23 protein-coding genes and 1 tRNA gene are annotated in these 23,375 nt (G+C 59.1%); 6 read left to right on the forward strand and 18 right to left on the reverse strand.

Annotated elements, in window-relative coordinates; genetic code table 11:
* Position 1: 1 nt before the first annotated feature.
* The gene (locus JJQ51_RS22385; RefSeq protein ID WP_113352533.1) at positions 2-1,891 is read right to left on the reverse strand and encodes an ABC transporter ATP-binding protein; all 1,890 of its coding nucleotides are present in this window, start codon (positions 1,889-1,891) and stop codon (positions 2-4) included.
* A gap of 227 nt (positions 1,892-2,118) precedes the next feature.
* Between JJQ51_RS22385 and JJQ51_RS22390 the strand changes: the two genes are divergently transcribed.
* Positions 2,119-2,775 carry a dihydrofolate reductase family protein gene (locus JJQ51_RS22390; protein WP_113389634.1) on the forward strand — a complete coding sequence of 219 codons (657 nt, stop codon included), beginning with the start codon at positions 2,119-2,121 and terminating at the stop codon, positions 2,773-2,775.
* 44 nt (positions 2,776-2,819) lie between these two features.
* Here JJQ51_RS22390 and JJQ51_RS22395 read toward each other — a convergent pair whose 3' ends face one another.
* Entirely contained in the window at positions 2,820-3,710 is an 891-nt protein-coding gene (locus JJQ51_RS22395) for a LysR family transcriptional regulator (RefSeq protein WP_113352532.1), read from the reverse strand.
* 103 nt (positions 3,711-3,813) lie between these two features.
* Between JJQ51_RS22395 and JJQ51_RS22400 the strand changes: the two genes are divergently transcribed.
* The 3 genes from JJQ51_RS22400 to JJQ51_RS22410 all read left to right on the forward strand — a co-directional run bounded on the left by JJQ51_RS22400 (position 3,814) and on the right by JJQ51_RS22410 (position 6,426).
* A complete protein-coding gene (locus JJQ51_RS22400) occupies positions 3,814-4,038 on the forward strand; it encodes a DUF1127 domain-containing protein (RefSeq protein WP_113352531.1) in 225 nt (74 codons plus the stop codon).
* Positions 4,039-4,394: 356 nt separating this feature from the next.
* Positions 4,395-5,249 carry a D-alanyl-D-alanine carboxypeptidase family protein gene (locus JJQ51_RS22405; protein WP_152096152.1) on the forward strand — a complete coding sequence of 285 codons (855 nt, stop codon included), beginning with the start codon at positions 4,395-4,397 and terminating at the stop codon, positions 5,247-5,249.
* Positions 5,250-5,685: 436 nt separating this feature from the next.
* Entirely contained in the window at positions 5,686-6,426 is a 741-nt protein-coding gene (locus JJQ51_RS22410) for a class I SAM-dependent methyltransferase (protein WP_113352529.1), read from the forward strand.
* Between the two features lie 274 nt (positions 6,427-6,700).
* On the opposite strand, the gene JJQ51_RS22415 is transcribed toward JJQ51_RS22410, so the two are convergent.
* From JJQ51_RS22415 to metG, 5 genes are all read right to left on the reverse strand, one after another.
* Complete coding sequence (locus JJQ51_RS22415) at positions 6,701-7,180, reverse strand: SRPBCC family protein (RefSeq protein WP_113352528.1); 480 nt, start codon at positions 7,178-7,180, stop codon at positions 6,701-6,703.
* Positions 7,181-7,248: 68 nt separating this feature from the next.
* Positions 7,249-7,740 carry a YbaK/EbsC family protein gene (locus tag JJQ51_RS22420; RefSeq protein ID WP_113330692.1) on the reverse strand — a complete coding sequence of 164 codons (492 nt, stop codon included), beginning with the start codon at positions 7,738-7,740 and terminating at the stop codon, positions 7,249-7,251.
* A complete protein-coding gene (locus JJQ51_RS22425; protein ID WP_113330691.1) occupies positions 7,737-8,564 on the reverse strand; it encodes an MBL fold metallo-hydrolase in 828 nt (275 codons plus the stop codon). Before JJQ51_RS22425 ends, JJQ51_RS22420 begins: the two co-directional genes overlap by 4 nt.
* Positions 8,565-8,568: 4 nt before the next feature.
* Complete coding sequence (locus JJQ51_RS22430; protein ID WP_113352527.1) at positions 8,569-9,351, reverse strand: TatD family hydrolase; 783 nt, start codon at positions 9,349-9,351, stop codon at positions 8,569-8,571.
* 8 nt (positions 9,352-9,359) lie between these two features.
* Positions 9,360-10,913, reverse strand: a complete 1,554-nt coding sequence (gene metG, locus JJQ51_RS22435) for a methionine--tRNA ligase (RefSeq protein ID WP_152096151.1) — start codon at positions 10,911-10,913, stop codon at positions 9,360-9,362.
* A gap of 306 nt (positions 10,914-11,219) precedes the next feature.
* Between metG and JJQ51_RS22440 the strand changes: the two genes are divergently transcribed.
* The gene (locus JJQ51_RS22440) at positions 11,220-11,963 is read left to right on the forward strand and encodes a sulfite exporter TauE/SafE family protein (RefSeq protein WP_371864921.1); all 744 of its coding nucleotides are present in this window, start codon (positions 11,220-11,222) and stop codon (positions 11,961-11,963) included.
* Positions 11,964-12,014: 51 nt separating this feature from the next.
* Here JJQ51_RS22440 and JJQ51_RS22445 read toward each other — a convergent pair whose 3' ends face one another.
* The 8 genes from JJQ51_RS22445 to JJQ51_RS22480 form a co-directional block, all read right to left on the reverse strand.
* Positions 12,015-13,046, reverse strand: a complete 1,032-nt coding sequence (locus JJQ51_RS22445; RefSeq protein WP_152096149.1) for a DNA polymerase III subunit delta' — start codon at positions 13,044-13,046, stop codon at positions 12,015-12,017.
* A complete protein-coding gene (tmk, locus tag JJQ51_RS22450) occupies positions 13,043-13,720 on the reverse strand; it encodes a dTMP kinase (RefSeq protein WP_152096148.1) in 678 nt (225 codons plus the stop codon). The genes JJQ51_RS22445 and tmk overlap by 4 nt, the downstream gene beginning before the upstream one ends.
* Positions 13,721-13,873: 153 nt before the next feature.
* Positions 13,874-15,085 carry a D-alanyl-D-alanine carboxypeptidase family protein gene (locus JJQ51_RS22455; RefSeq protein ID WP_152096147.1) on the reverse strand — a complete coding sequence of 404 codons (1,212 nt, stop codon included), beginning with the start codon at positions 15,083-15,085 and terminating at the stop codon, positions 13,874-13,876.
* 70 nt (positions 15,086-15,155) lie between these two features.
* On the reverse strand, positions 15,156-16,331 hold the full coding sequence (locus tag JJQ51_RS22460; protein ID WP_371864917.1) for a septal ring lytic transglycosylase RlpA family protein: 1,176 nt from the start codon (positions 16,329-16,331) through the stop codon (positions 15,156-15,158).
* 331 nt (positions 16,332-16,662) lie between these two features.
* Positions 16,663-17,166, reverse strand: a complete 504-nt coding sequence (locus JJQ51_RS22465; RefSeq protein ID WP_152096145.1) for a GNAT family N-acetyltransferase — start codon at positions 17,164-17,166, stop codon at positions 16,663-16,665.
* A 79-nt stretch (positions 17,167-17,245) separates the two neighbouring features.
* The gene (locus JJQ51_RS22470; protein ID WP_152096144.1) at positions 17,246-18,118 is read right to left on the reverse strand and encodes a sigma-70 family RNA polymerase sigma factor; all 873 of its coding nucleotides are present in this window, start codon (positions 18,116-18,118) and stop codon (positions 17,246-17,248) included.
* Complete coding sequence (locus JJQ51_RS22475; RefSeq protein ID WP_152096143.1) at positions 18,111-18,734, reverse strand: flavodoxin family protein; 624 nt, start codon at positions 18,732-18,734, stop codon at positions 18,111-18,113. The genes JJQ51_RS22470 and JJQ51_RS22475 overlap by 8 nt, the downstream gene beginning before the upstream one ends.
* 180 nt (positions 18,735-18,914) lie before the next feature.
* Positions 18,915-19,004: transfer RNA gene (locus tag JJQ51_RS22480), tRNA-Ser, on the reverse strand.
* A 413-nt stretch (positions 19,005-19,417) separates the two neighbouring features.
* Between JJQ51_RS22480 and JJQ51_RS22485 the strand changes: the two genes are divergently transcribed.
* Entirely contained in the window at positions 19,418-20,014 is a 597-nt protein-coding gene (locus JJQ51_RS22485) for a DNA-3-methyladenine glycosylase (protein WP_113330683.1), read from the forward strand.
* Between the two features lie 74 nt (positions 20,015-20,088).
* Here JJQ51_RS22485 and JJQ51_RS22490 read toward each other — a convergent pair whose 3' ends face one another.
* The 3 genes from JJQ51_RS22490 to JJQ51_RS22500 are packed head-to-tail and all read right to left on the reverse strand — an operon-like array spanning position 20,089 to position 23,309.
* Entirely contained in the window at positions 20,089-21,633 is a 1,545-nt protein-coding gene (locus JJQ51_RS22490) for a DHA2 family efflux MFS transporter permease subunit (RefSeq protein WP_113330682.1), read from the reverse strand.
* Positions 21,626-22,852 carry an HlyD family secretion protein gene (locus tag JJQ51_RS22495; RefSeq protein ID WP_113330681.1) on the reverse strand — a complete coding sequence of 409 codons (1,227 nt, stop codon included), beginning with the start codon at positions 22,850-22,852 and terminating at the stop codon, positions 21,626-21,628. The genes JJQ51_RS22490 and JJQ51_RS22495 overlap by 8 nt, the downstream gene beginning before the upstream one ends.
* Positions 22,845-23,309 (reverse strand): MarR family winged helix-turn-helix transcriptional regulator, encoded by a 465-nt coding sequence (locus JJQ51_RS22500; RefSeq protein ID WP_069612200.1) that lies wholly within the window; start codon positions 23,307-23,309, stop codon positions 22,845-22,847. The genes JJQ51_RS22495 and JJQ51_RS22500 overlap by 8 nt, the downstream gene beginning before the upstream one ends.
* Positions 23,310-23,375: the final 66 nt, after the last annotated feature.

A 23,375-nucleotide genomic window follows, 5' to 3' on the forward strand; every position in this document is an offset into this window, starting at 1 on the left:
GTCATACCTCCCTTTTCGCCCTTTCGAGCGTGCCGCCCGACGTCTTGACGACATCATCCTCAGGGCGAACCTGCAGATCGTAGAGCGCCTTGTACCGCCCACCTGCGGCCAGGAGCTGCTCGTGCGTGCCGCGCTCGACAATCGCGCCATCCTCGATGAACAGGATCTGGTCGGCATGCATCAGCGAACTCAGCCTGTGCGCGACGATCAGTGTTACTCGGTCCCGGGCGAAACGCTTCATGGCGCTGCGGATGCGCTGCTCCGTTGCGGCGTCAATCGCGGCGGTGGAATCGTCGAAGACCATCACGGCCGGCTTCAGCATCAATGTCCGGGCGATCGTCAGGCGCTGACGTTGCCCGCCGGACAGCGACACGCCGCGCTCGCCAACGATTGTCGTGTAGCCGGCTGGCAGGCCGAGGATGTAATTGTGCAACTGCGCCGACTCTGCGGCGCGCTCTATGCGGGTTTCCTTCGCCCAGGGGTCGCCATAGGCGATGTTGTTCTCGATGCTGGTCGTGAACAGGAAGGAATCCTGCTGTACGACGGCAACGTTCTGCCGCAGCGATTGCAACGTCGCCTTGCGGATATCCTGGCCGTCAAGCGTGATCCGCCCGGCCGTGACGTCGTAAAAGCGTGGAATGAGATGGGCAATGGTGGACTTGCCGCTGCCGGGCGGACCAACAATGCCGACCGTCTCCCCGCGCTTTGCCTCGAAACAGATATTCTTCAGCACCGGCCGCATTTCCGAACCTGGATAGCTGAAGTCGACATTCTCAAAACGGAGCGTGCCTTCGGTCACGACGAGCGGCTTGGCGTCCGGCGCATCTTTGATGGGAATATCGAGATCGAGGAGCTCAAACAGGCGCGAACCGCAGGTCGAGGCACGTGCGAAAGCATTCACCATCAGGCCGAGCTGGCGCACCGGCATCTGCAGGATGGTCATGAAGGTCAGGAAGGAAGCCAGCGTGCCCACGCTGATCTCCCCATTGATGACCTTCAGGCCGCCGAGCCAAAGCACCAGACCCATGGACACGAAGAAGGAGAGATTCATGGCGCTGGTATTGACGACGCGGATGCCGACGCGCTTGTGGGCAAGTGAAAGCGCATTGTGCGAGGCCCGGTCGAACTTCATGAGTTCGTGTGCCTGCGCGGCGAAGGCGCGCACCACGCGGATGCCACCGAGATTTTCCTCCATCACGCGCGTCAGCACCGAGAGGCGCTCCTGCAGATCGAGCCACGTCGAACGCAACCGCAACTGCGTGACGGAAGAGCGCCACGCCACGAAAGGCACGAAGCTCAGGGCCAGGAGACCGAGCGCGACATCGGTCGATAGCAGCATATAGGCGCCGACGCCGATCAGCATGGTCAGTAGCACCATGCGCACCAGGGCGGTCGAGAAATACATGCGCACGCCTTCGAGATCGAGCAGGCCGACTGTGATGAGATCGCCAGAATGGGCCTTGTCGTGGAAGCTGAAGGAGAGCTGCTGGATCTTCTCATAGCAGGCGAGCCGAAGCTCATAGCCCATATGGTGGCCGACGGCTTCGCTATAGTAGTTCTGCACCATCGTGAACAGGCCGCGCAGAATGCTGATGACCAGCAGCAGCAACGCAGTCGTCAGCAGTGCATTTTCTGCGATCTGGCCGGCGGCACCGCCGGCAACCGCCGTCTGCGTCTGATCGACGGCACGGCCCAAGAGGCGGGGGATCGTCAGCTGCAACGTTGCAGCCACAAAAGTCGCCCCAATGGCGAAGCTTGTCTGCCAGGGATGGCGCAGCGTCATGTGGGTGATCCGGACGATCGTCGACAGGCCTTGGCCCCAACCGACCGCATTGACATGCGCACGCGAAACCAGTGGCTTCGCGGCGCTTCTTGATGAATCGCTGCTCACGCTTTTATCCAGGCATAATTAAACGAGGCGGGCCCGCAGACGGGTTCGTATCTCAAGGAAAATATTGATAGGATGAATTTTGCCGATTCCGTGGCGGCGTTCAAGAGTCAATCGGTCACAAGTCCAACGCGAGCGTTAGATTGCGTGTTTAAAAAATAATCGATCACATGTCGGGATCGAAACCGATGAGACGTCCTCTGGGCACCGTGCCAGAAAAGGAGGATATCATGCGCAAAGTTATAGCGGCAACATTCATCAGTCTCGACGGCGTCATGCAGGCACCCGGCGGTCCGGACGAGGATCCGACCGGCGGTTTTGAGTATGGTGGCTGGGTATTCCCTCACGCCGACGAGGAAACTGGTAAGGCGCTCTTCGAACTGTTCGAAAAGCCGTTCGATCTGCTGCTCGGACGCAAGACCTACGATATCTTCTCGGCCTTTTGGCCCTATGTCGGCGACGACGATCCAATCGGCCAGCGATTCAACAGCGTTGTCAAATACGTCGCAACGCGTGGCGATGCCGAGCTGAAATGGAACAAGAGCCAGTCGCTCGGCAAGGATGTCGTGGCGGCGATCAAGGGGTTGAAAGCAGGCGAGGGACCGGATCTTCTCATTCAGGGCAGTGGCGACCTTATTCAGACCCTACTGCGTCACAGGCTGATCGACGAATTCAAGCTGGTAATCTTTCCGGTCGTGCTGGGCGGCGGCAAGAAGCTGTTCGCCGGCGGAGCGGTTCCTGCCGCAATGAAACTGTTGCGCACCCAGTCTTCCTCTAACGGCGTCATCTTTGCGACCTATCAGCCGGATGGTCCGGTAAAGACCGGCTCCTTCGTCGGGCCGAATCCGTCCGAAGAGGAGATCGAGCGCCGCAAGCGGCTCCAATAATCGACCTGGCCGCGGCTAGGTGTTCGACGAGCGCCCAGCCGCAGTCATACCATGTGTTCCATTGCCTGAATTTCACGCAGCGATTTCATGATCTCGCGAAGGCCCTTGGTGAGATGCTTGTCCCGGCGCAGGACTATCCCGAGCTGCCGTACCAGTCTCGGCCTGAGCGGTGACGTCACCAGAAGATCGGACTTGTCGCGTCTCAGCGCCATGTCCGGGAGGATGGACCATCCGAGACCCGCGGCGACCAGCTCTTTGATGGCTTCGACGCTACCGAACTCCATGGCCGGTTCCGGGCGGACGCCGCCTGCCTCGAACCATTCGTTCGTCGCGCGACGTGTGTTGCCGCCTTCGTAGAGCAACAGAGTCCTGTCTTTCATGAATTCCACATCCGGCCCGCCATCCGGCATTGGGCTTCCTTTGGGGGCGACGGCCAAAAGCTCGTCCTCATGGAATGCTTCGACCTCGAGAGAACGGCCGACGGCGGGCAGGGCCACCACTGCGAGATCCAGCGCATTGGCTTCGAGATCCCGCAGAATCTCGTCGATATTACCGATGCGTACGATGATCTCGAGATCAGGCATGCGTTTCTTTGCCATGGCGATGGCGCGCGGCAAGAGATGAATTGAGGCCGTGCCGCCGCTACCGATCCGCACACGGCCGATCGATCCCTCACGAAAGGGCGTCATCGCCTCCTCCGCCACAGAGCAGGCTTCGATGATGCGCCGCGCATGCGGCAGCAGATCAAGTCCGGCCGGCGAGGGCTGCGCCCGTCGTCCCACGCGCTCGATCAACTTCACGCCGAGCCGTTGTTCCAGCAGCTTCACCTGCAGGCTGACGGCTGGTTGCGTCAGCCCGACCTTATCGGCGGCAGCCGTGAAACTGCCGAGATCGACGACACTGACAAAGGCGGCCAGCTGATCCAGATTGAGCAATAGAAAAATTCCTTATGGATTGTATAAATACCATAAGCTTCATTCATTGCTTACGCCAGTGCATCCTGAGGCCATGTTGATACGAGCCCCGAGGAGCATGAAAATGACCACCGACGTCGATAGCTCGATGCCTGCAGCGACAGGCGCAGGTCGTGGTCCGCGAAGGCGTGGAATTTTGCGAAGGGCGCTGGCGAAGTTTCTGGTCTATCTCGAAAAGCGTGAAACGAGGTGGGACCTGCGTGATCTTACTGACGATCAGCTTCGCGATATCGGCATGACGCGCGCCGAAGCGCGTGCCGAGGTCAATAAGTCCTGGTTTTGGGGATGAGGCAAGTCGCTCAAAGCGCGCGAGCCATCGGGCCGAACGCCTTAAATAGCGTCGCGATTCTCACTGTGTTTGGCACGTTCATCGCTGCAATCAGGCCGGCATAATCCTTATTCGCGGCGCGAAATCGTAACTCATTCCGGCGCAATCAACCGCTTGTGATCCGGCCAACCAATATTGAAAGCCAACCAATATTGAAAAGAGCAGGGGGGTATTGCTGCCTAACCCTTTTTTCATGGCGCCGTTCTTTTTTCCGCCATAGATTTGCCCGATCCATCGCCTTCGAAAAACGGCGAATATTCATTTTCGATCGCCCGCGCCCCGTCACAGATTTCACTCACAGGAAACGCAGACAAACCATGCTCAAGAAGACCTCCATGTTGCTCGCCGCAGCAATTTCGACCGCGTCGCTCCTCGGCGCAGCTTCGTTGGCGCAGGCCGGGCAGGCGAGTTATGTGGTGGATGTGCATAGCGGCCAGGTACTGGAGGCATCGAACGAGAACGAGCTGAATTTCCCGGCATCGCTCACCAAGATGATGACGCTCTATCTCGCTTTTGAAGCACTGCATGCCGGTCATCTGAAATGGGATCAGAAATTGACCATGTCGGAGAATGCCGAGAGCAAGGAACCGTTCAAATTCGCCATTGGCGCAGGTCGCAAGGTCACTGTACGCGAAGCTGTCGAGGGCATCATCGTGCTGTCCGCCAACGATGCAGCGGTTGCGATCGGCGAGCAGCTTGGCGGTTCCGAGGATAATTTCGGCAAGATGATGACTGCAAAGGCGCATCAGCTCGGCATGAGCAATACGGTGTTCAAGAATCCTTCGGGCCTGCCGGACCCGGAGCAGGTCACGACGGCCCGTGACATGGCAACCCTCGGCGTTGCGCTGATGCGTGAGTTCCCGGAAGAGTTCAAGCTCTTCTCAATGCGCGGCATCAAATTCCGCGGCATGAAGCTGCGCGGCCACAACAACCTCATGTATCGCTACGCTGGAGCCGACGGCATCAAGACCGGCTATACCGATGCCTCCGGCTACAATCTCGTGACCTCGGCGGCGAAGAACGGCCGCCGTGTTGTCGGCGTGGTAATGGGTGAGAAGACCGCTGAAATTCGCGACAACAAGATGGCAAGCCTTCTGGATACGTATCTGGCCCCTGTGGCGACAACAGCCACGGTGTCGACCGGAACTCCCAAGCAAAGCTCTGCCAACTGAGTTCGGCCTGATTTCAGAATCCAGCCAGCCATTCATCTTTGGGTGGCCACCAAGAGGGTGGCTCCGCTGAGAAGCCGATCCTGCCGCATCGCGCCTGTCGCGGAGGGCAGGGATCGCGTTTCTTCGTGCAAACGTGCGATGAAAATCCCGACTACTACTCGCTGAGAGGGCTCTCTCGTGGCGAATAATCAAGTAGCGATTGCCGAACTGGCGGGCTGCCCTATGTCTACAGCGGAAGTTGCTCGTTCGCTGCGCTTATCATGTTCTGGTAGGAAACAGCGCCGAACTGCGAATTCGCGTAGGCGGAGATATCTGGTTTCAGTTTGTTATTCTCCGTAAATGAAGGATCCATCATGGGCCGCGACCGGTCTGATGCTCCTTGCAATATAGATTTCGCAAACATTTCAACGCATTAGGTCAAGTTGGGAGGACCGGGATGACGTATGATGCACGTTTGGCGCGTGAGCGCGACTTTCATAATGAACGCTTCGGTGCAGTGGAGGAGCGCAAGGAGGACTCGTTCTATTTCGCGGTAAAGCCCGCCGTGGATGCCTATTGGCGGCTGGTGAGGGCGGCCTGTCCCGAACAGGACGTGCTCGAATACGGATGCTCAAACGGCATGAGCAGCATTGGTCTTGCACACTCCGCCAGGTGGATTACCGGGATCGACATTTCGGATGTCGCCATTCAGCAGGCCACGAACACGGCGGCTCTCCGTGGGATCGAGAACGTGACGTTCCAGGTCGATAATGCAGAGGATATGAATTTGCCGTCAGCGAGCTTTGACGTCGTTTTCGGCAGCGGCATCCTCCACCACCTCGTCCTGGATAAATCGCTGAGCGAGATCCGGCGCGTGCTGCGACCCGACGGCAAAGCTTTCTTCTTCGAGCCGCTCGGCCACAATCCCGTGATCAATCTCTATCGCAACCGGACGCCAGAGGCTCGTACTGTCGATGAGCATCCGCTTTTGAAATCGGACTTCGAGGTCGTGCGCAAATATTTCTCGAAGTGCGATCTGGAATTCTTCGGGCTCGCTGCACTCGCGTCCATTCCGTTTCGCAAGAGCCCGTTCGGCGCCGCGGTTCGGGGCACCGGCAAGCGGATCGATAATCTGCTGCTGAAAATCCCGGGTGTCAGATGGCAAGCCTGGATCGTCGTCATGGCTTTGGAAGCATGACGGGCCTGCCGGGCCATTGAAGTTCAGCCAGCCATAATGGCGAGGAAGCTACCGAGATGCATCGGGCCGACGCTGAAGGATAAGCGCTGTTATCCACATCGACGTGGGGGCGGGTATGCTCTCACGTCTTCCTTGCGAGTGACAACCCATTGGTATCATTCGCAAGTCGCACTTCATCCTTGAACCCACCCCGGCTACAAGCAAACATCAGATAAGATAGATTATGGAACTAAAGCGGGTATCGATATGGCGATGGTGCAGACGCTTTTGGCTTTTATTCCAGATGGTTGGCCAGATTTTCGAGCGTCGATTTCAATCCCTCGTCATGATCTTCTCTGCGAATGCCGTGCGGCACGTCCTCACAAATTATGGTGACCCTTGTGCCGGTTGGAACCTCTGTCAAGGACCAGGTCATGGTCATCGTTCCGCCGAATGCGGCGTCATCGGATTCGAAATCTACCGCCTGAACGATGCGTTCATCCGCCATGATCTCGAGGAATCGACCGGAAACAATGTCGGTATGCTCGGAAGATTTTCCAGGCGTTGGATGATCCAGTGCGTCATAGGATAGCGCCATTCGATAACGGCCGCCTTTATGCGGTTCGAAGACGTGGATGCTGCATGTCATGCCTTTCGGCGGAAGCCATGAGGCCAATGCTTCGGGATCGAGGAATGCTTTGAAGATCGCGTGTGGCGTCGAGCGAATTATCCGGGAAGCCGTATCGATCCTTCTGCTGTCTGAAGCCTTGCTCATCGCATCCTCCCCGTCGCACCGCAGCGATCCCATGCAATCTCTGCCGGCGCCGGCTGCATTCGCTATTCTTAGCTCGCCTTGATGCGGATCACCTTGGCCGCAATCTTTTCGGCCAGCGTCGTTGGATTGCAGGAGAAAATGCTGTCCGGGCGCCCGGCTGCGCACCAGACCTGATCGTAAGCCAAAAGGCTTTCATCGATGAAAACAGGCAGATCGACCAGATGGCCGATTGGCGCAACGCCGCCGATGGCGAAACCGGTCTCATCGCGCACGCGATCGATATCGGCACGCTTCAATCGAATTCCATAAGCTGTTGCAATATATGCCGTATCGGCGTTATGGGCGCCTGAAACCAGAAGCAGCGTCAGCGCGTGCGTATCGGCATTGACGAAGACCAGCGATTTGACGATCTGACCAACGGCGCATCCTGCAGCCTTGGCAGCCTCTTCGGCGGTTCGTGTCGATTGCTCCATGCGCTTGATCGAGATGTCGAGCCCCAGCGCGCGCGCCGCAAGTTCGACGCGCTCCAGGCTGGAAAGCTTCTTGATATCTTCGCTCATAGCTCGTCATCCTCCACGTCGAGTTCGATCTGCATTTGATCGTAGGCCGGCTCGACATGATCGGGCGTTTCAGCCAGCACGGTTTCATAATCGAGCGGCGTATGCATGTGGGTCAAGATGGCATGTTTCGGCGCCAGGCGTTCGATCCATTCGAGCGACTGTTCCAACGACAGATGACTTGGATGAGGCCGATACTGCAACGCGTCGATGATCAGGATGTCTAGGTTTTGAACTTTTTCTATCGATTCCGGCGGGAAATCACTGATATCGCTGCAATAAGCGAGTTTACCGATACGGAAGCCCAGCGAATGGATATCACCATGTATCTGCTTGTGCGGCCAGAAGCGGATCGGACCGCCTGCCCCATCGATCACGAAACTTTTCTCGAGATTTTCGATCAGCACCGGCCGCACGATCGGCGGATAGCTGCTGCCGGGTGGTGTTTCCAGGCAGTAGCGAAAGCCTTCGCGAATGCGATCCATGGTCGGCGGATCGGCATAGATCGGGATGCGCTCGTTTGAAATATGGAAGTAGCCGCGCAGATCGTCGATGCCGTGAATATGGTCGGCATGGGCGTGGGTATAGAGCACGGCGTCGATGAAGCTGACGCCGGCATGGATCATCTGCTCGCGGAAATCCGGACCGGTATCGATGACGACCGTGGTGATGCCGCCATCCGGCGCGATCTGCTCGATGAGAAAGGCGGCACGTGTCCGTCGATTCTTTGCATTTTTCGGATCGCAGGCACCCCAGTCGCCGGTAATACGCGGAACGCCCGGCGACGATGAACAGCCCAAAATGGTGAAGCGCCGCCGGTATGTCACGACGTCAGACCCTCGTCATTTTGGAAAAGCAGCGGAAAGCGTTCGCCGTGGTGATCTCGGCGATTTCATCCATGCTGACGCCGATCGTCTCAGCCAGCACTTCGGCTGTATTGATGACATAGGATGGTTCATTGCGCTTGCCGCGCCAGCGCTTCGGCGCGAGATAAGGCGCGTCGGTCTCGACCAGCAGCCGGTCGTGCGGGATCGTCTTGGCAATCTCACGCAGCTCTTCCGATTTCGGGAAGGTCAAGATGCCGGAGAAGGAGATATAGCCGCCAAGCTCCACGCCGGTCTGGGCAAGGGCAGGGCCGGCGGAGAAGCAGTGGAGGATAAAGGGGAAAGCCCCCTTCCCTGTTTCTTCCGTCAGGATCTTGGCCATGTCCTCATCGGCGCTGCGGCTGTGAATGACGAGCGGCAGCTTGGTTTCGCGCGCGGCAGCGATATGGCGCAGGAAGCCGGTCTTCTGGTCCTCCGGCTTCACCGTGTCGTAGAAGTAGTCGAGACCCGCCTCGCCGATCGCGACGATCTTCTCGTGCTGATTTGCTAGCCGCACGAGGTCTTCCGTCTGGATGTCCAACTCCTGGTCGGCGCTGTTCGGATGGGTGCCGACGGAGCAAAAAACCGACGGATAACGCTCGGTGAGCGCAAGCAATCCGTCGAGCTTCCTGACCTTTGTCGAAATGGTGACCATCTGCTTGACGCCAACCTCGTGAGCGCGGGCGACGATCGCGTCGCGCTCCTCTTCGAAATCGGCAAAATCCAGATGGCAATGCGTATCGATCAGCATGGAGAACCTTATTCGGCGGTCGGCGCGACATAGCGCGGGAAGACCGGCTTCGGGGCTTCCAGCGGCGTTCCGGCAACGAGGCGGCCCGCCTCGCCGAGCGCCGCGAAATCACGCTTGTCGGATGGGATGGCAATAAGATCCAGGAGCTTGCCCGAGGATTCCGGCATGAACGGCTGCAGCAGAATGCTGATCTGGCGCACGACGTCGGCCGTGACGTAGAGCACGGTCGCCATGCGGGCAGGATCGGTCTTCTTCAGCGCCCAGGGCTCCTGGCTCGCGAAATAGCGGTCCGTCTCGGAAACGACAGCGATGATGGACGCAAGGGCACGATGAATGAGCTGCTTGCACATGTCTTCGCGGGTCGAAGCGAGCAAGGCGTCGGCCTGTGCGAGCAGTGCCTTGTCTTCATCCGTCAACGGTCCGCATTCCGGGATCTTGCCGTCGCAGTTCTTGACGATCATCGACAGAGAACGGCTGGCGAGGTTGCCGATGCCGTTGGCAAGGTCCGAATTGATGCGCGTGCCGATCGCCTCTTCGCTGTAGCTGCCGTCCTGGCCGAAGGAGACTTCGCGCAGGAAGAAGTAGCGCACCTGGTCGAGGCCGAAATGGTTCACGAGATTGACCGGATCGACGACGTTACCGAGCGACTTCGACATCTTCTCGCCCTTGTTGAGCAGGAAGCCGTGGGCATAGACGCGCTTCGGCAGGGGCAGCTTCGCCGACATCAGGAAGGCCGGCCAGTAGACCGCGTGGAAGCGAATGATGTCCTTGCCGATGACATGCAGGTCGGCCGGCCAGTATTTCGCCCGCGGATTGTTCCGATCTTCGATGTAGCCGGTCGCTGTGATGTAGTTCGTCAGAGCGTCGACCCAGACATACATGACATGCGACGGGTCGTTCGGCACCTTGATGCCCCAGTCGAAGGTCGTGCGCGAGATCGACAGATCCTTGAGGCCGGATTTGACGAAGGAAATGACTTCGTTGCGGCGCTCGGACGGACCGATGAAATCCGGATTTTCCTCGTAGTGTTTCAGCAGCCGATCTTGGTATTCGGAGAGCTTGAAGAAGTAGCTTGCCTCCTCCACCCACTCGACCGGCGTGCCCTGAGGCCCGTAGCGCACGCCGTCGGCGCGCAGCTCCGTTTCGTTTTCCTGGTAATAGGCTTCGTCGCGCACCGAATACCAGCCGGCATAGGAATCCTTGTAGATGTCGCCGGCATCGGCCATCAGGTTCCAGATGTTCTGCGAGGTCTCATGGTGGCGCGGCTGCGTCGTGCGAATGAAGTCGTCATTCGACGCGTTCAGCAGCTTCCCCATCGCCTGGAATTCATCGGAATTGCGGTTGGCGAGCTGCTGCGGGTCCATGCCTTCGGCCCGCGCCGTCTGCTGCATCTTCTGGCCATGTTCGTCCGTACCCGTCAGGAAGAAGACGTCGCGGCCATCGAGGCGCTGGAATCGCGCCAGCGCGTCGGTGGCGATCAGCTCATAGGCATGGCCGATATGTGGCTTGCCGTTGGGATAGGCGATCGCGGTGGTGATGTAGAACGGAGTTTTTTCGGTCATGTGAGGCAATGGCCCGCTTTTACTGTTACGTCGCTGTTATTCTTGCTCCGCTCGCTTTAGCGCATGTTTGTCATGAGCGAAACACCAAGTTTCGCGCCCGCAGCATTCGGAACTTCGGGATGGCGCCTTGCTTGACTCGGCTCCGCCTCGCCTTTACCCCTTCGAAAGAGTGGAGCGCAGGACAGAAGTGGCCGTGGATTTCATCATTTTATGTATTGGTCTGCCTAACGGCTTCAAGAGGCCGTGATATTGAGTTTGATTGATTCCTTTCAGCCGCTCTATTCCTTTTCCGGCTTTTTCGTCGGCATGCTTGTAGGCATTACAGGGGTCGGCGGCGGTTCGCTGATGACTCCCCTCCTCGTGCTTCTCTTTGGCGTTCATCCGGCAACAGCGGTCGGCACCGACCTCCTTTACGCGGCAATCACCAAGACGGCGGGAACGGCCGTGCACGGCATGCATGGGCGGGTCAATTGGAAGGTCGTGAGCCTTCTGGCGTCAGGCAGCGTGCCGGCGGCGCTCGCCATGCTCTGGATCATGGCCGGCGTCAACCGCGAGAGCCCCGCCGTTGCTCATACTATCACGCTGTCCTTGGGCTGCCTGCTGCTTTTGACGGCTCTGATGCTGATTTTTCGTGGCCAGATCATTGAGGCCATCCGCAAATGGCGCGGCGAACGCGGAACGATATCACCACGCAATATCGCTCTGTTGACCGTCATACTCGGCCTTATACTTGGCATTCTCGTCACCATGACCTCGGTCGGTGCGGGTGCGCTCGGTGTCACAGTCCTGCTGGTGCTCTATCCCCAGACGGACGTGCGCGAAATCGTCGGCTCCGATATCGTCCACGCAGTGCCGCTGACCCTGATCGGCGGCATGGGATATTGGCTTATCGGCGAGATCAACTGGACGATGCTGTTCGCCCTTCTGATAGGGTCGATCCCGGGCATCGTCGCAGGCAGTCTGCTGGCGCCGCGCCTGCATGAGCGGTCCGTGCGCAGCATCCTTGCCGTCACGCTGGCGGTTGTCGCCTGGAAGCTGATCTTTCCCTGACACGATTCACAGGAAACTTCGCGGTGGCTTTCGCAGGGAATTACGATCTGTCTATGCCGAAAGCTGCTGCTTGAGTTCGCCGAGAATGGTGATAAGCGTCTGCTTGCGGTCAAGATTGTACGCTTGGGACACGTTCAATCGCTCAGTGGTCTCGGAGTGCAGCCGAGCCAGCCTCTCGGCCGTGGAAATGGAGCCGCCAAGCGCGGCAGCGCGAGCCCGATCGATGATGTCATCGCCGATATGCGAGAGGAAGAAGCCAAAGATCGTGTCGCTGTCCTTGCCGGAAAGCGCATCGGCGAGGCGGTGCATCGCCTTGCGAGCCGCCGGCCCATCAGCCGAAAGCACCTGCCGATAGGCCTCGATGATCTCGCCGCCGCCGTAGTTCAGGAGCTTGAGCGCTTCGCTGACGCTACCCTTGGCAGCGGAGAGCAAATCACTCCCCTGCCCGGCCGGCACGCCAAGATTTTCGAGTGCCTTGCGCAAGGCATCATTGCCGAGCGGCGCAAGTTTCAAAGGCAGGCAGCGTGAGCGGATCGTCGGCAGAAGCCGGCCCGGTGCATGCGAAAGCACGAGGAACAAAGCGCGCTTCGGCGGTTCCTCGAGGATTTTCAGGATGGCGTTGGCCGCACTGCGGTTGAGATCGTCGGCGGGATCGATGATGACGATGCGCCAGTTGCCGGTGCCAGAGGTTTGCGAAAAGAATTTTCCGGCGCGGCGCACTTCGTCGACGGTGATCGCGGATTTCATCTTGCCGGTCTTGTCGTCGACCGGCCGGCTCAAATGCAGCAGATTGTGCGATGCTCCACCGGAAATCTGCCTGGAGACGACCGATCCCGGATCGGGATCGCCGATCGTCTCCGGCGCTGACGCCGGATCGGGATGGGAGAGGACATGATTGGCGAAACGGAAGGCGAGCGTCGCCTTGCCGATGCCCTCAGGCCCTTCGATCAGCATTGCGTGGTGGCCCTTGCCGGAGCGATAGGATTGCGCGAGGAAAGTTTCCGCCTCTTCATGGCCGAAGAGCTTCGCATTGTCTTGCGGAGGAATAGCGCCGTCGAGGACGCCCGGACGTTCATCGCTCATTGCGCCGCTTCCGATCCCGCGGCGATATTGGCTGCACCAAGCCGCTTGTCGACAATCCCGGCGATTTCAGCGGCGATCTCATCTTCCGACCTCTGGGCATCGATGACGTGACAACGCTCGGGCTCGCGGGCGGCGATATCGAGGAACGCCTCGCGGCGCTTCTCGTGGGTCTGCATCTCCTCCTTCTCGAAGCGATCTGGTGCGGTTACGGCGGAGGCGCGCTTGCGTGCGCGCGCCAGACCGACTTCGGCGGGAATGTCGAGAATCAGCGTGCAATGCGGAATGACGCCGTTGACGGCAACCCTCTGCAGAGCCTCGATATAGTCAGGCTCGAGATTGCCCGTTACGCCCTGATAGACGCGCGAGGAATCCATGAACCGATCGCAAAGGACGATGGTGCCGCGCGAAAGTGCCGGGCGAATGACGTCCTCGACATGATCGTTGCGGGCAGCAGCGAACAGAATCGCCTCCATGCGCGTGCCGAACATTTCCGCAGCACCTGAAAGCAGGACGTGCCGCACCGCTTCCGCTCCGGGCGAGCCCCCGGGTTCGCGCGTTACCAGGACCTCATGGCCACGCTCGCGCAACCGTTCAGCCAGGCGGCGAATCTGGGTGGACTTGCCGGCCCCCTCGCCGCCTTCGAAGCTTACGAATAATCCGTTTGCATCAGCCAATGATCATGTCCTGCACTTTTCGCATGCCATGCGTGCGGCGTGCGATACGCATCCTGTTTAACCCAAGACATGTCCAGGTGGAACCGTGCATGTCCCGGTCTCCGCCACTCTATATGGGGTGTGAACAGAGATTTCGCGAGCTTTGCGGCCCACTCAGGTCGGCAAAGGCTTGTCCCACAGCCAGGAGAACAACAGTGATTCCGTCAGTTCCATGAGGGCATCGAAGGCGCGGCGACCCAATGTGCCCTGCCCGACCGATTCTTTCGTATAAAGCGGCAGCTCTCGTAGCAGACGCGCACCGAGGAAGACGCGGAGAGTTCCCGCTTCGTAATCCGCAGCAACCGGCGCCGTCAGCGGCCAGCGATAGACGATGCGGGCGGATAATCGATCCGGCGTGTCCACAGGGACGTAGACATCGACGGGTATCTTAGTTCGCAGGCCGACGGTCGATGCGGCACCGCCATAGACGCTGGCATCGCCGATCACTTCGCCATCGGCAAAGATGCGTTGGCTCTTGAAATTGCTGAGCCCCCATTCGAGGACGCGTTGCGTCTCCTCGATGCGTTCCTTGTCGCTCTTCAGCCCGCCAAGCGCCAGAAACAAGCGGCGTCCATCCCGCTGAATGGAGGCGACGATTGAAAAGCCTTCGCCTTCGGCAAAGCCGAGCCCCAGGCCATCTACACCGATATTGAGCAGAAGCATCGGGTTCTTATTGCGCTGGTAGATCTTGTTCCAGGTGAAGTCGGCCTGCCCGAAATATTTGTAAAGATCCGGGTGCTTCTCCTGCAGGTCCTGCGCCAGCATGACCATCTCCCGCGCGGAAACCCTGCCGCCGCCATTGGGGTCGTTGGCATCGGGCAGTCCGGTCGAATTGGTAAAGGTCGACCGCGACATGCCGATCTCGCGGGCACGCGCCGTCATGCGCCGCGCGAATTCGCGTTCGCTGATCGACATACCCTCTGCCAGAACGATGCAGGCATCATTTGCCTGCTGCACGGCAATACCTTGGATCAGATCACCGACCCGGATGCGCGATTTCAGCGCGGCGAACATGGTCGATGCGCGAGAGGGTGCGCCGCCGGTGCGCCAGGCATTTTCCGAGACGGCATATTCGGTGTCGAGGTTGATCTCCCCTCGCCCGATCGCGTCGAAAACGACATCCAGCGTCATCAGTTTCGCAAGCGACGCCGGCGAAATCAGCTGATCCTCGTTCTTGGCAAGCAGGATAGTGCCGGTCGACGCCTCGATCATGAATGCCTGCGCGGCTTTCGTGTCGAAAGCGCCCGGTGCGGCCGGCTGCGCGACGGCCGTGACATTCGCGAACCCGAGGAGAAAAAGGAACAAAAGAATCAAGCGCTTTGGCATATCGTCCCCTTCATCCGACCACCGGCTCGATTATTTTAGTGACCGGTTAAGATTCAGGCAATGACGCCGATCAATCGACCTGCGTCTTACCTTGGTGCTGGCGGCGATAGGAGGAGAGGATCGATTCCTGCGTGAGGCCGTCGTTGCGAACCATGACGGCATCGAAAGCGAGGTCGACATAAACGGTCTTGACGGGCGCTTCCTGATAGCCGGCAACCATGGAGCCAAGGGACTGGTCCTTCTGGCTTGCCAGACGCGGAGAGAAATCCGGCCGCTCGCGAGGGATCGGGCCGATCCGCGGAAGCACGATCATGGTCGGGTCCACCGCTTCCGCCGCAGGCATCGCTCCGCCATTCCACGTCATCGGTGGCGGGTCGTTACGCTTGGTGGCGTTGTAACCGCCATCCGGGGTGGAGTCGGCGAAGGCCGTTGCTGAATAGGGCGACTGGCGCGGGACGGGTGCGATCGCCGGCGCGGCATCAAAGCTGCGCACCTGGCGGCTGGCGCGCGTCGGTGTTGGTGTATACGAATCCGGCAGTTGATCAGCAGTCATCCGGCCGGCAGAGGCCACCATCACGCCGGTTGCGATCTGGCCACCCGGGTTGATGCTGGGCAGACGCGAACCCTTCGGGATGTAAGAGGCCATCAGATAGGGTTCGTCATGACCGTCCATCCGGGCGCGGCCGACATATTGCACGCGCACATTGCCCGTGCCGCTATGCTGAAGGTCGAGCAGCTGTGCCGTCTTGTTCGAAAGGTCGATGATGCGGCCGGGATGGTATGGGCCGCGATCGTTGACGCGAACGATGATGGAGGATCCGGTCTCGACGTTGGTGACGCGGGCATAGCTCGGCAGCGGGAAGGTCGGGTGGGCGGCAGTCAGCGACTGCTGGTCGTAGACTTCACCGTTGGCGGTGAGACGACCGTGAAAAGCCGAGCCGTACCATGACGCGATGCCGACCTTGTTATAGCCGAAATCTTCCTTGGGGTAATACCACTTGCCCTTCACCTGATAGGGATTGCCGACCATGAAGCGGCCGCCGCCCTTCGGCACCGGTCCGTTATTGACGACGCGAGGGCTCGCCTTCACGCCATATTCCTTCTCGGAGAAATATTCCTTGCCGTGCTTGCGTGTCGAAGCAACCTTCTGAGACGTCCCGCAGGCCGTAACGGTTGCGCACATCAGTGAGAGAGCAAACCAACGCATGGCCGTTGTGTATGTCACCGCCCGATTTTCGAATGTCATCTGTCCCAAGCCGCTACTCATTACTTTGACGGAGGTCTGCTACCGGTAATCCCTCGCTCCGGTATCCTGCTACGCTCCAATCACCTAACGGTGCTTTAATCATGATTGCACTTTGTCCATTTTGCGATGCAAATTGAGCGCACCGAAGAATTTCCGAAGATCATGGTTAATGCTCAGTAAAGCACTGCCGGCCGCAAGTCGTGTCGATCACATCCATCCCGCTACGGTAACGGTCTGCTTTCTGTGCGCCACCAGTCGTGCCGAACTGCGACAGATGCACTCGGCTTGTCATTGCGCTGGGATTGCGAAGGAGAGATTTGGCGCAGTTTTCTCAGGCTGCTGTATCAAGACGCATCAGTATTTCATCATGATAGATATCGCCGACTTTTAGCGCATCCGTATCGACCGCCCAGGCCTTGAAGCCAAGGGATTCATAGAGGTGAATGGCTGCCGCGTTGGAAGATGCGACGTTGAGCCGGATCGATCGGCATGTTTGTCTCGCCTCGTCGATCGCTGCGATCATCAGGGAACGCGATAGGCCGGTGCCTCGCCCTTGCGGGCGTACATACACCCCCCAGATCATGGCGATATGGCGCATTTTCGCGCTCTTTGATCGTGCGACCGCGGCGACGCCAATCAGCGTTCCGTCATCCGCAAAGCCGCCAAATACGGCATTGTTTTCAATCCTGTCGCCAATCTGCGTCAGCGAATAAATCAGTTCTTCTTCGTGGGATGCGCCAAATGCTTCTGGGTGGCGTGCCAGTCCTTCCAGGCGGATTTCCCTGAATATCGAAGCGTCATCACGATATAGACGGCGTATGCTGAAGCGCTGCATGCCCATCCTCTTTGCCGAAGCGCCATAGCGACGCGAAGAAGATGAGGGTTTCGCATCTGGCTCTTCGTGCCGTCAACCATCAATGCGGTAAGGCGCCGATAATGTGCTGCAGTTTGTCCGGGTTGCGGGTGCAATAGATGGCGACAATTTTTTCCCGTTCGACCTGCAACGCGGTCGTCTGCACGACACTGTCGCCTTCTATTGTCACGAAGCCCGGCAAGCCATCGATGACGGCATAGTGGATCAGTTGCGAGGGATGCGCGCGGAAAATTCGCGCCAGTCGCTCATGAAGCCGCATAGTGGCAGAAAGCCCGATGTGTGGTCGCTGCGATGTCGGCACCTTGCCGCCGCCGTCGGCATAGACAACGACATCCTCTGAAAGCAGAGCTTGAAGGGAGGCCATGTCTCCCGTTCTCGATGCCGTGAAGAAAGCCTCGGCAAGCTTGAGCCCTTCTTCCTTGCCGACGGCGAAGCGCGGCCGGGCCTCTGTGACATGTGCCCTCGCCCGGCTGGCAAGCTTGCGACAGGCGGCCGCCTCACGACCAATTGCCGACGAGATTTCATCAAAACTCATGCCGAACACGTCATGCAGAAGAAAGGCGGCTCGCTCCAGCGGCGAAAGACGCTCCAAGGCCAGCATCAGCGGCATGGTTATATCGTCAGCCGCATCGCCGTCTTCCGGATCGAAAATCGGCTCGGGCAGCCAGGAGCCCACATAGGATTCCCGGCGACGACGGGCCGATTTCAGCTCGTTCAGACAAAGCCGGGTGACGACTGTCCGCAGGAATGCCGCCGGTTCGCGAACGGAAGCGCGATCGGTCGCCAACCAGCGCAACCAGCTATCCTGCACGATATCCTCGGCATCCGTGACCGATCCGAGCATTCTGTAGGCGAGCCTGACAAGGCGCGGACGCAGCTCAGCGAAGATTGGGTCGGACGGCGCCTCATTCATTGGCTGCGAACTCGCGCACAAATGGATTGACCTCGCGGCCACGAGCGAACTGCAGCGCCGTCAACGCTACCCGACGGCCAAGATGACGGGCGGTCGCGAGATCGGATGCCGGTGGCGCCGTCTCCGGGCCTTCGTCCGTATTGGCCTGCGCCGCCGCGCCAAGCCAGAAGCCGAGGCGGTTCAGATCCTCTTCGGAGCCCGTTGAAGAACAGTTTGCCGGAGGAAGATCGAGGCCGACCCAATGCATTCCGTGCTGGGCGGCGAAGATCACCATCTGCATCAGCGTCGAAAGCTTGTCACCGGATCGTGACCCGGAGGTGGTGAAACCGGCGGCGATCTTGTCCCTCCACAAATAGCCCCTCGCAAGAACTGTCTTCGACGTCGCCTCCTGGAATGTTTTGAATGGTGCAGAAACTGCGCCCATGTAAGTCGGCGAGCCGAAGATGATCGCATGCGCCGCATTGAGATCACTCCAGTGGCGTTCCACCGCATCTACGGTCAACAGCATAGCCTCCGCGCCATCAACCTCTTCGACCCCCGCTCTGACGGCCTCGGCTTGTCGGCCGGTATGTCCGTAGGCGCTATGATACACGATTGCGATGCTCTGCCGGATCATTGTCATCTCCTTCGAAATTGGTGTTGTGAAGGGCATGACAAGGCAGGGATTCTTAATGTGACACGTCGCGCTTCATTTTCGATGGCAATCTGCGTGATCAAGAATATCAAGAATGGCTAATATGGTGTGTATGGGATGGGAGAGCCATCGGCCATAAAATCTAATGATTTCATATGGATATGGCGGAAGAGGTGGGATTCGAACCCACGGTACGGTTTCCCGCACGCCGGTTTTCAAGACCGGTTCCTTAAACCACTCGGACACTCTTCCAAGCAACTGAAAAGGCCTGAAAAATCCATATAGTGCTGATTTTTCGAAACCGGGTGTGGTTACCGGTTTTTTGCCAATCACTCGACGGCTGGCTTTTTATCAGCTTTGGTCGCCGCGTCAACTTGTTCCGCCTAGCTCCTTCGCATTCTCGATGTCGGTTGGAACGGCGATTGAGGAATATCGATCGAGTCGGGCGGCGCTGCGGGAACTTCATGTCGTCAGCGCGCTAAAAATAAGGTGGCCCGGCCGCTGGAAAGGGCCGGGCCACCTTCGCCAGGTCAGGGGTCAAATCTGACTGAAGCAAGCTATTAATAAGAGATACTTAGCTTTTGTCAATTATCAGTACGCCGGACCAAGCACTTGATGATCGCCGCCGTGTTGATGGCTTCGGCTATCCGGGATAGTTTCCTTCCATGGCTTCTGACGATCATTCCCTGTCTCTTGGTATCACCCCCCTCGCCGGCCCTGCCCTCACCGCTTTTTTCAGCCGGGACGCCGTCGTGGTCGCGTCCGATCTGATCGGGATGCGCTTCACTGTTGCGGAGGTGGGCGGCCGAATCGTCGAAACGGAGGCCTATCGACCGGATGATGCGGCATCTCACGCCTATAACGGTCCGACATCGCGCAATGCGGCCATGTTTGGACCGGCCGGCCATGTCTATGTCTACCGCTCCTACGGCATTCACTGGTGTCTGAATTTCGTTTGCACCAAGGGGAGCGCCGTGCTCATCCGGGCGATCGAGCCGGAAAACGGCATCGCGCACATGATCCAGCGGCGGGGGCTGGCCGACATCGTCTCGCTTTGCAACGGGCCGGGTAAGCTCTCGCAAGCCCTGGCCGTCGATATCCATCTCAATGGCCGTTCATTGGATGCGGCGCCGTTTTCGCTTTCGCTTGCCGAACCGGTGCCGATCGTGGCCGGCAAGCGCATCGGCATCACGAAGAACATCGATCCCCTTTGGCGTTTCGGTGCTGCCGGCTCACGCTTTGTCAGCCGCCGTTTTCCATGATCGAACAAAAACGGCCGCCGGGGTGGTGCCCGGCAGCCGTTGAGCCACGCAGTGAAACTGGAAAGGCTGCGTAGCTATTCCATCGCGACGCTGTGATCGACCGCCGGCGGTGCCTTCGGCTTGCGCAAGAGCACCAGCAGCGGCATGGCGAAGATCGACATCAGCATCAGCAGCTTGAAATCGTCCATATAGGCGATGATGGTCGCCTGCGTCGTGATCATCCCATCGAGCGTCGCACGACCGACTGCCGTCATCGGGCTCACGCCCTGTGCGGCCGCGAGGCCGAAATACCGATTGAATGGCGTGACATAGGCGGCGATATTGGCATGGTTGACCTGCGTATTCTCGGTAATCAGCATGGAGACGACCGAGATTCCGACGCTGGAGCCGATATTACGCGAGAGATTGTAGAGCCCCGTTCCCTCGCCTCGCATCTGCGCCGGCAGTGTCGCAAAGGCGATGGTCGTTAACGGCACGAAGAGGAAGCCGAGGCCGGCGCCCTGGACGAAGCCGACCGAAATCAGCGTCCATTGCGAAACATCCGGTGTCCAGCCCGTCATGTCGTACATGGCCCAGGCCGTCAGCGCGAGGCCGATGAACAATAGCCAGCGGGTGTCGACCTTGCCGATCAGCCGCCCAACCAGAAACATGCAGAACATGGTGCCGAGGCCGCGTGGCCCCATGACGATACCGGCAGTGACGACCGGATAGCCCATCAGCGTCTGCAGATAAGGCGTCATTAGCGCCAGCGAAGCCAGATAGGTTACGCCGACGATGAAGATGAACAGGATGCTGACGGCAAAGTTCTGGTCCATGAAGAGCCGCGGATTGACGAAGCTTCGCTCGGCCGTGAACATGTGCACCAGAAAGAGATAGAAGGCGCTGACGCAGACGAGCGCCTCGACGATGATCTCGCTCGAATAGAACCAGTCGAGCTGCTCGCCGCGATCGAGGAACAGCTGCAAACCGGCGATCGCGATCGAAAGCATGCCGAAGCCGAACCAGTCGAGCTTGGCGAGTGCATCGAGCTTGGTTTCCGTCACGTAGACGACGATGCCGAAGAAGGCGAGCGCACCGATCGGCACGTTGATGTAGAATACCCAGCGCCAGCTGATATTGTCGGTCAGCCAGCCGCCGATGACGGGACCCAGAACCGGCCCGACCATGACCGAGACCCCGAACAGCGCCATGGCACGGCCGCGCTCCTCGACATTGTAGATATCGAGCAGGATGCCCTGTGACAGCGGTACGAGCGAAGCGCCGAACAGGCCCTGCAGCAGGCGGAAGCCCACAATCTGTATCAGCGATTCCGACAGGCCGCACAGCACCGAGGCAACGACAAAGCCGGCGATTGCCACCAGCAAGACCCGCTTGCGGCCGAATTTTGCCGAGAGGAAGCCGGAGGGCGGCGTCATGATCGCCGCAGCGACGATATAGGACGTCAGGACCCAGTTGATCTGGTCGGCGCTGGCGGAAACGTCGCCCTGGATATGCGGCAGGGCGACATTGGCGATGGTGGTATCCAGCGCCTGCATGATGACGGATAGGATGACGCAGGCGGTGATCGCGCCACGATTGGCAACGGGCGCCGCGGGAGAAGCGGTGGCGGTATTACTCATGATCCTGACCGCGGGAATGACCCAGCAGGTTGGTGACGAAATCAGGCAGGCCGCGGGCATGGCCGGTGTCGACATCGGCGACGACGCTCATTCCGACGCGCAGCGGAGGCTTGCCCGCCGTATCGTCGATATTGATGATCATCGGTATGCGTTGGACGACCTTCACCCAGTTGCCGGTCGTGTTCTGCGCCGGCAGAAGCGAGAAGCTGGAACCGGATGCCGGCGCTATGCTTGCGACGGTGCCTTTCCAGGTCACGCCGGGATAGGCGTCGACCGAAATATCGACCTTCTGGCCGGGCCGGACATAGGTGAGTTCGGTTTCCTTCGGGCTGGCGTTGATCCATAGATGTGTGGTGGAAACCAGCGAAAATCCTGGCTGGGAAGCCGTCAGATAGGCGCCGACCTGCAGCGAGGGTACGTTTGCGGTCACGCCGTCGAAGGGGGCTTTGACGACGGTGTCGTCAAGTTCGCGTTGCGCATTGTCAACCGCAGCCTTTGCCTGCAGATAGAGCGGGTTCTGCTCCGGAGGCAGATCGGCAGTGCCTTCGCCGCCCAACTGGGCGAGAGTCGCGGCGGCTGTGGCCTTTGCGACCAATACCTTCTGCTGCGCGGCTTCGAGATTGTGTCTGGCCTGGTCGAGAGCCGCCTTGGAAGCGACCGAATTGGTGATCAGGTTCTGCTGGCGGTCGAACTCCGTCTGATAGTACGGGATGTCGGCCTGCGCCTGCGCAATTTCCGACAGGGATTGCTTGTAGCTCGCCTGCAGGTTCAGGATCTGGTTCCTGGCATTGCCGAGTTGCGCTTTCGCACCTTCAAGCGCGATCCGGAACGAATCGGGCTTCAGGCGGAAAAGCACCTGTCCTTTCTTCACCACCTCGTTTTCATGCACGTCGACCGAGATTACCGTGCCGGAAACGTCGGTGGAAACACCGACCATATCGGCCTGAATGTAGGCATTGTCCGTGGACATGATCTGCCCGCCGGTGACGTAGTAATAGCCACCGATGACAAGCGCGACCGGAAGCAGCGCAAACAGGACTGGTCGCGTCATGCCACGGCGCTTGCGCGGCGCCTCCGGGGGCGCTGCCGGTGCGGCCGGCGCGGTCGTGGAAGGCTGGGGCGCCGGGTTGGAGGATGGAGCCTCGGCGACGGGAGCTTGATTTTGTTCGGAGGAGTTTGCGTTCGCGGGTACACGAAGTGGGGAGGATGCTTCAGCCATGTTGTAACTCTTTATCGACTGCTTTTGAACGGCAGGCGCTAACCAGGTTCGATTTCATAAGGGTAAGCAATTCATAGAGGCGCTCTTGATCTTCCTGAGAGGCGCCCTCGAGCGCTTCCTTGCGCGACTGTTCGCCAATGCTGCGCATGGCGTCCATCAACGGCCGGGCCTCTTCGCGCATATAGAGTAGCCAGCTGCGCCGATCATTCGGATGCTGCCGGCGCTCCACCAGCCCCCGTTCGCTGAGCTTGTCCAGAATACGCACCAGCGTGATCGGCTCGATTTCGAGAATTTCGGCCAGTCCGGCCTGATGGATACCTTCATTGTTTGCAAGGTAGGCAAGGGTTTGCCACTGCGAGCGCGTCAGGCCCAAATCCTTCGCACGCTGCTCGAATCTCTTCCGAAGGAGTCGCGCAACGTCATGGAGGAGAAAACCAACGGTGGGGGTCGAAATCATTGTATGGGGAGCCTGCTATTCATAAGCAACCTTATAATTGTTGTTACGTATAGTAAGCGCCCACGT

Source organism: Rhizobium sp. AG207R, from assembly GCF_027109195.1.
Lineage (GTDB): Bacteria > Pseudomonadota > Alphaproteobacteria > Rhizobiales > Rhizobiaceae > Rhizobium > Rhizobium dioscoreae.

What these genes read in the sequence shown, in the direction of transcription:
- JJQ51_RS22390 (WP_113389634.1), top strand. Translation starts at nt 2,119, where the DNA reads ATGCGCAAAGTTATAGCGGCAACATTCATCAGTCTCGACGGCGTCATG.
- JJQ51_RS22400 (WP_113352531.1), top strand. Translation starts at nt 3,814, where the DNA reads ATGACCACCGACGTCGATAGCTCGATGCCTGCAGCGACAGGCGCAGGT.
- JJQ51_RS22405 (WP_152096152.1), top strand. Translation starts at nt 4,395, where the DNA reads ATGCTCAAGAAGACCTCCATGTTGCTCGCCGCAGCAATTTCGACCGCG.
- JJQ51_RS22410 (WP_113352529.1), top strand. Translation starts at nt 5,686, where the DNA reads ATGACGTATGATGCACGTTTGGCGCGTGAGCGCGACTTTCATAATGAA.
- JJQ51_RS22415 (WP_113352528.1), bottom strand. Translation starts at nt 7,180, where the DNA reads ATGAGCAAGGCTTCAGACAGCAGAAGGATCGATACGGCTTCCCGGATA.
- JJQ51_RS22420 (WP_113330692.1), bottom strand. Translation starts at nt 7,740, where the DNA reads ATGAGCGAAGATATCAAGAAGCTTTCCAGCCTGGAGCGCGTCGAACTT.
- JJQ51_RS22430 (WP_113352527.1), bottom strand. Translation starts at nt 9,351, where the DNA reads ATGCTGATCGATACGCATTGCCATCTGGATTTTGCCGATTTCGAAGAG.
- metG (WP_152096151.1), bottom strand. Translation starts at nt 10,913, where the DNA reads ATGACCGAAAAAACTCCGTTCTACATCACCACCGCGATCGCCTATCCC.
- JJQ51_RS22440 (WP_371864921.1), top strand. Translation starts at nt 11,220, where the DNA reads ATGCTTGTAGGCATTACAGGGGTCGGCGGCGGTTCGCTGATGACTCCC.
- JJQ51_RS22445 (WP_152096149.1), bottom strand. Translation starts at nt 13,046, where the DNA reads ATGAGCGATGAACGTCCGGGCGTCCTCGACGGCGCTATTCCTCCGCAA.
- JJQ51_RS22455 (WP_152096147.1), bottom strand. Translation starts at nt 15,085, where the DNA reads ATGCCAAAGCGCTTGATTCTTTTGTTCCTTTTTCTCCTCGGGTTCGCG.
- JJQ51_RS22460 (WP_371864917.1), bottom strand. Translation starts at nt 16,331, where the DNA reads ATGACATTCGAAAATCGGGCGGTGACATACACAACGGCCATGCGTTGG.
- JJQ51_RS22465 (WP_152096145.1), bottom strand. Translation starts at nt 17,166, where the DNA reads ATGCAGCGCTTCAGCATACGCCGTCTATATCGTGATGACGCTTCGATA.
- JJQ51_RS22470 (WP_152096144.1), bottom strand. Translation starts at nt 18,118, where the DNA reads ATGAATGAGGCGCCGTCCGACCCAATCTTCGCTGAGCTGCGTCCGCGC.
- JJQ51_RS22475 (WP_152096143.1), bottom strand. Translation starts at nt 18,734, where the DNA reads ATGATCCGGCAGAGCATCGCAATCGTGTATCATAGCGCCTACGGACAT.
- JJQ51_RS22485 (WP_113330683.1), top strand. Translation starts at nt 19,418, where the DNA reads ATGGCTTCTGACGATCATTCCCTGTCTCTTGGTATCACCCCCCTCGCC.
- JJQ51_RS22490 (WP_113330682.1), bottom strand. Translation starts at nt 21,633, where the DNA reads ATGAGTAATACCGCCACCGCTTCTCCCGCGGCGCCCGTTGCCAATCGT.
- JJQ51_RS22495 (WP_113330681.1), bottom strand. Translation starts at nt 22,852, where the DNA reads ATGGCTGAAGCATCCTCCCCACTTCGTGTACCCGCGAACGCAAACTCC.
- JJQ51_RS22500 (WP_069612200.1), bottom strand. Translation starts at nt 23,309, where the DNA reads ATGATTTCGACCCCCACCGTTGGTTTTCTCCTCCATGACGTTGCGCGA.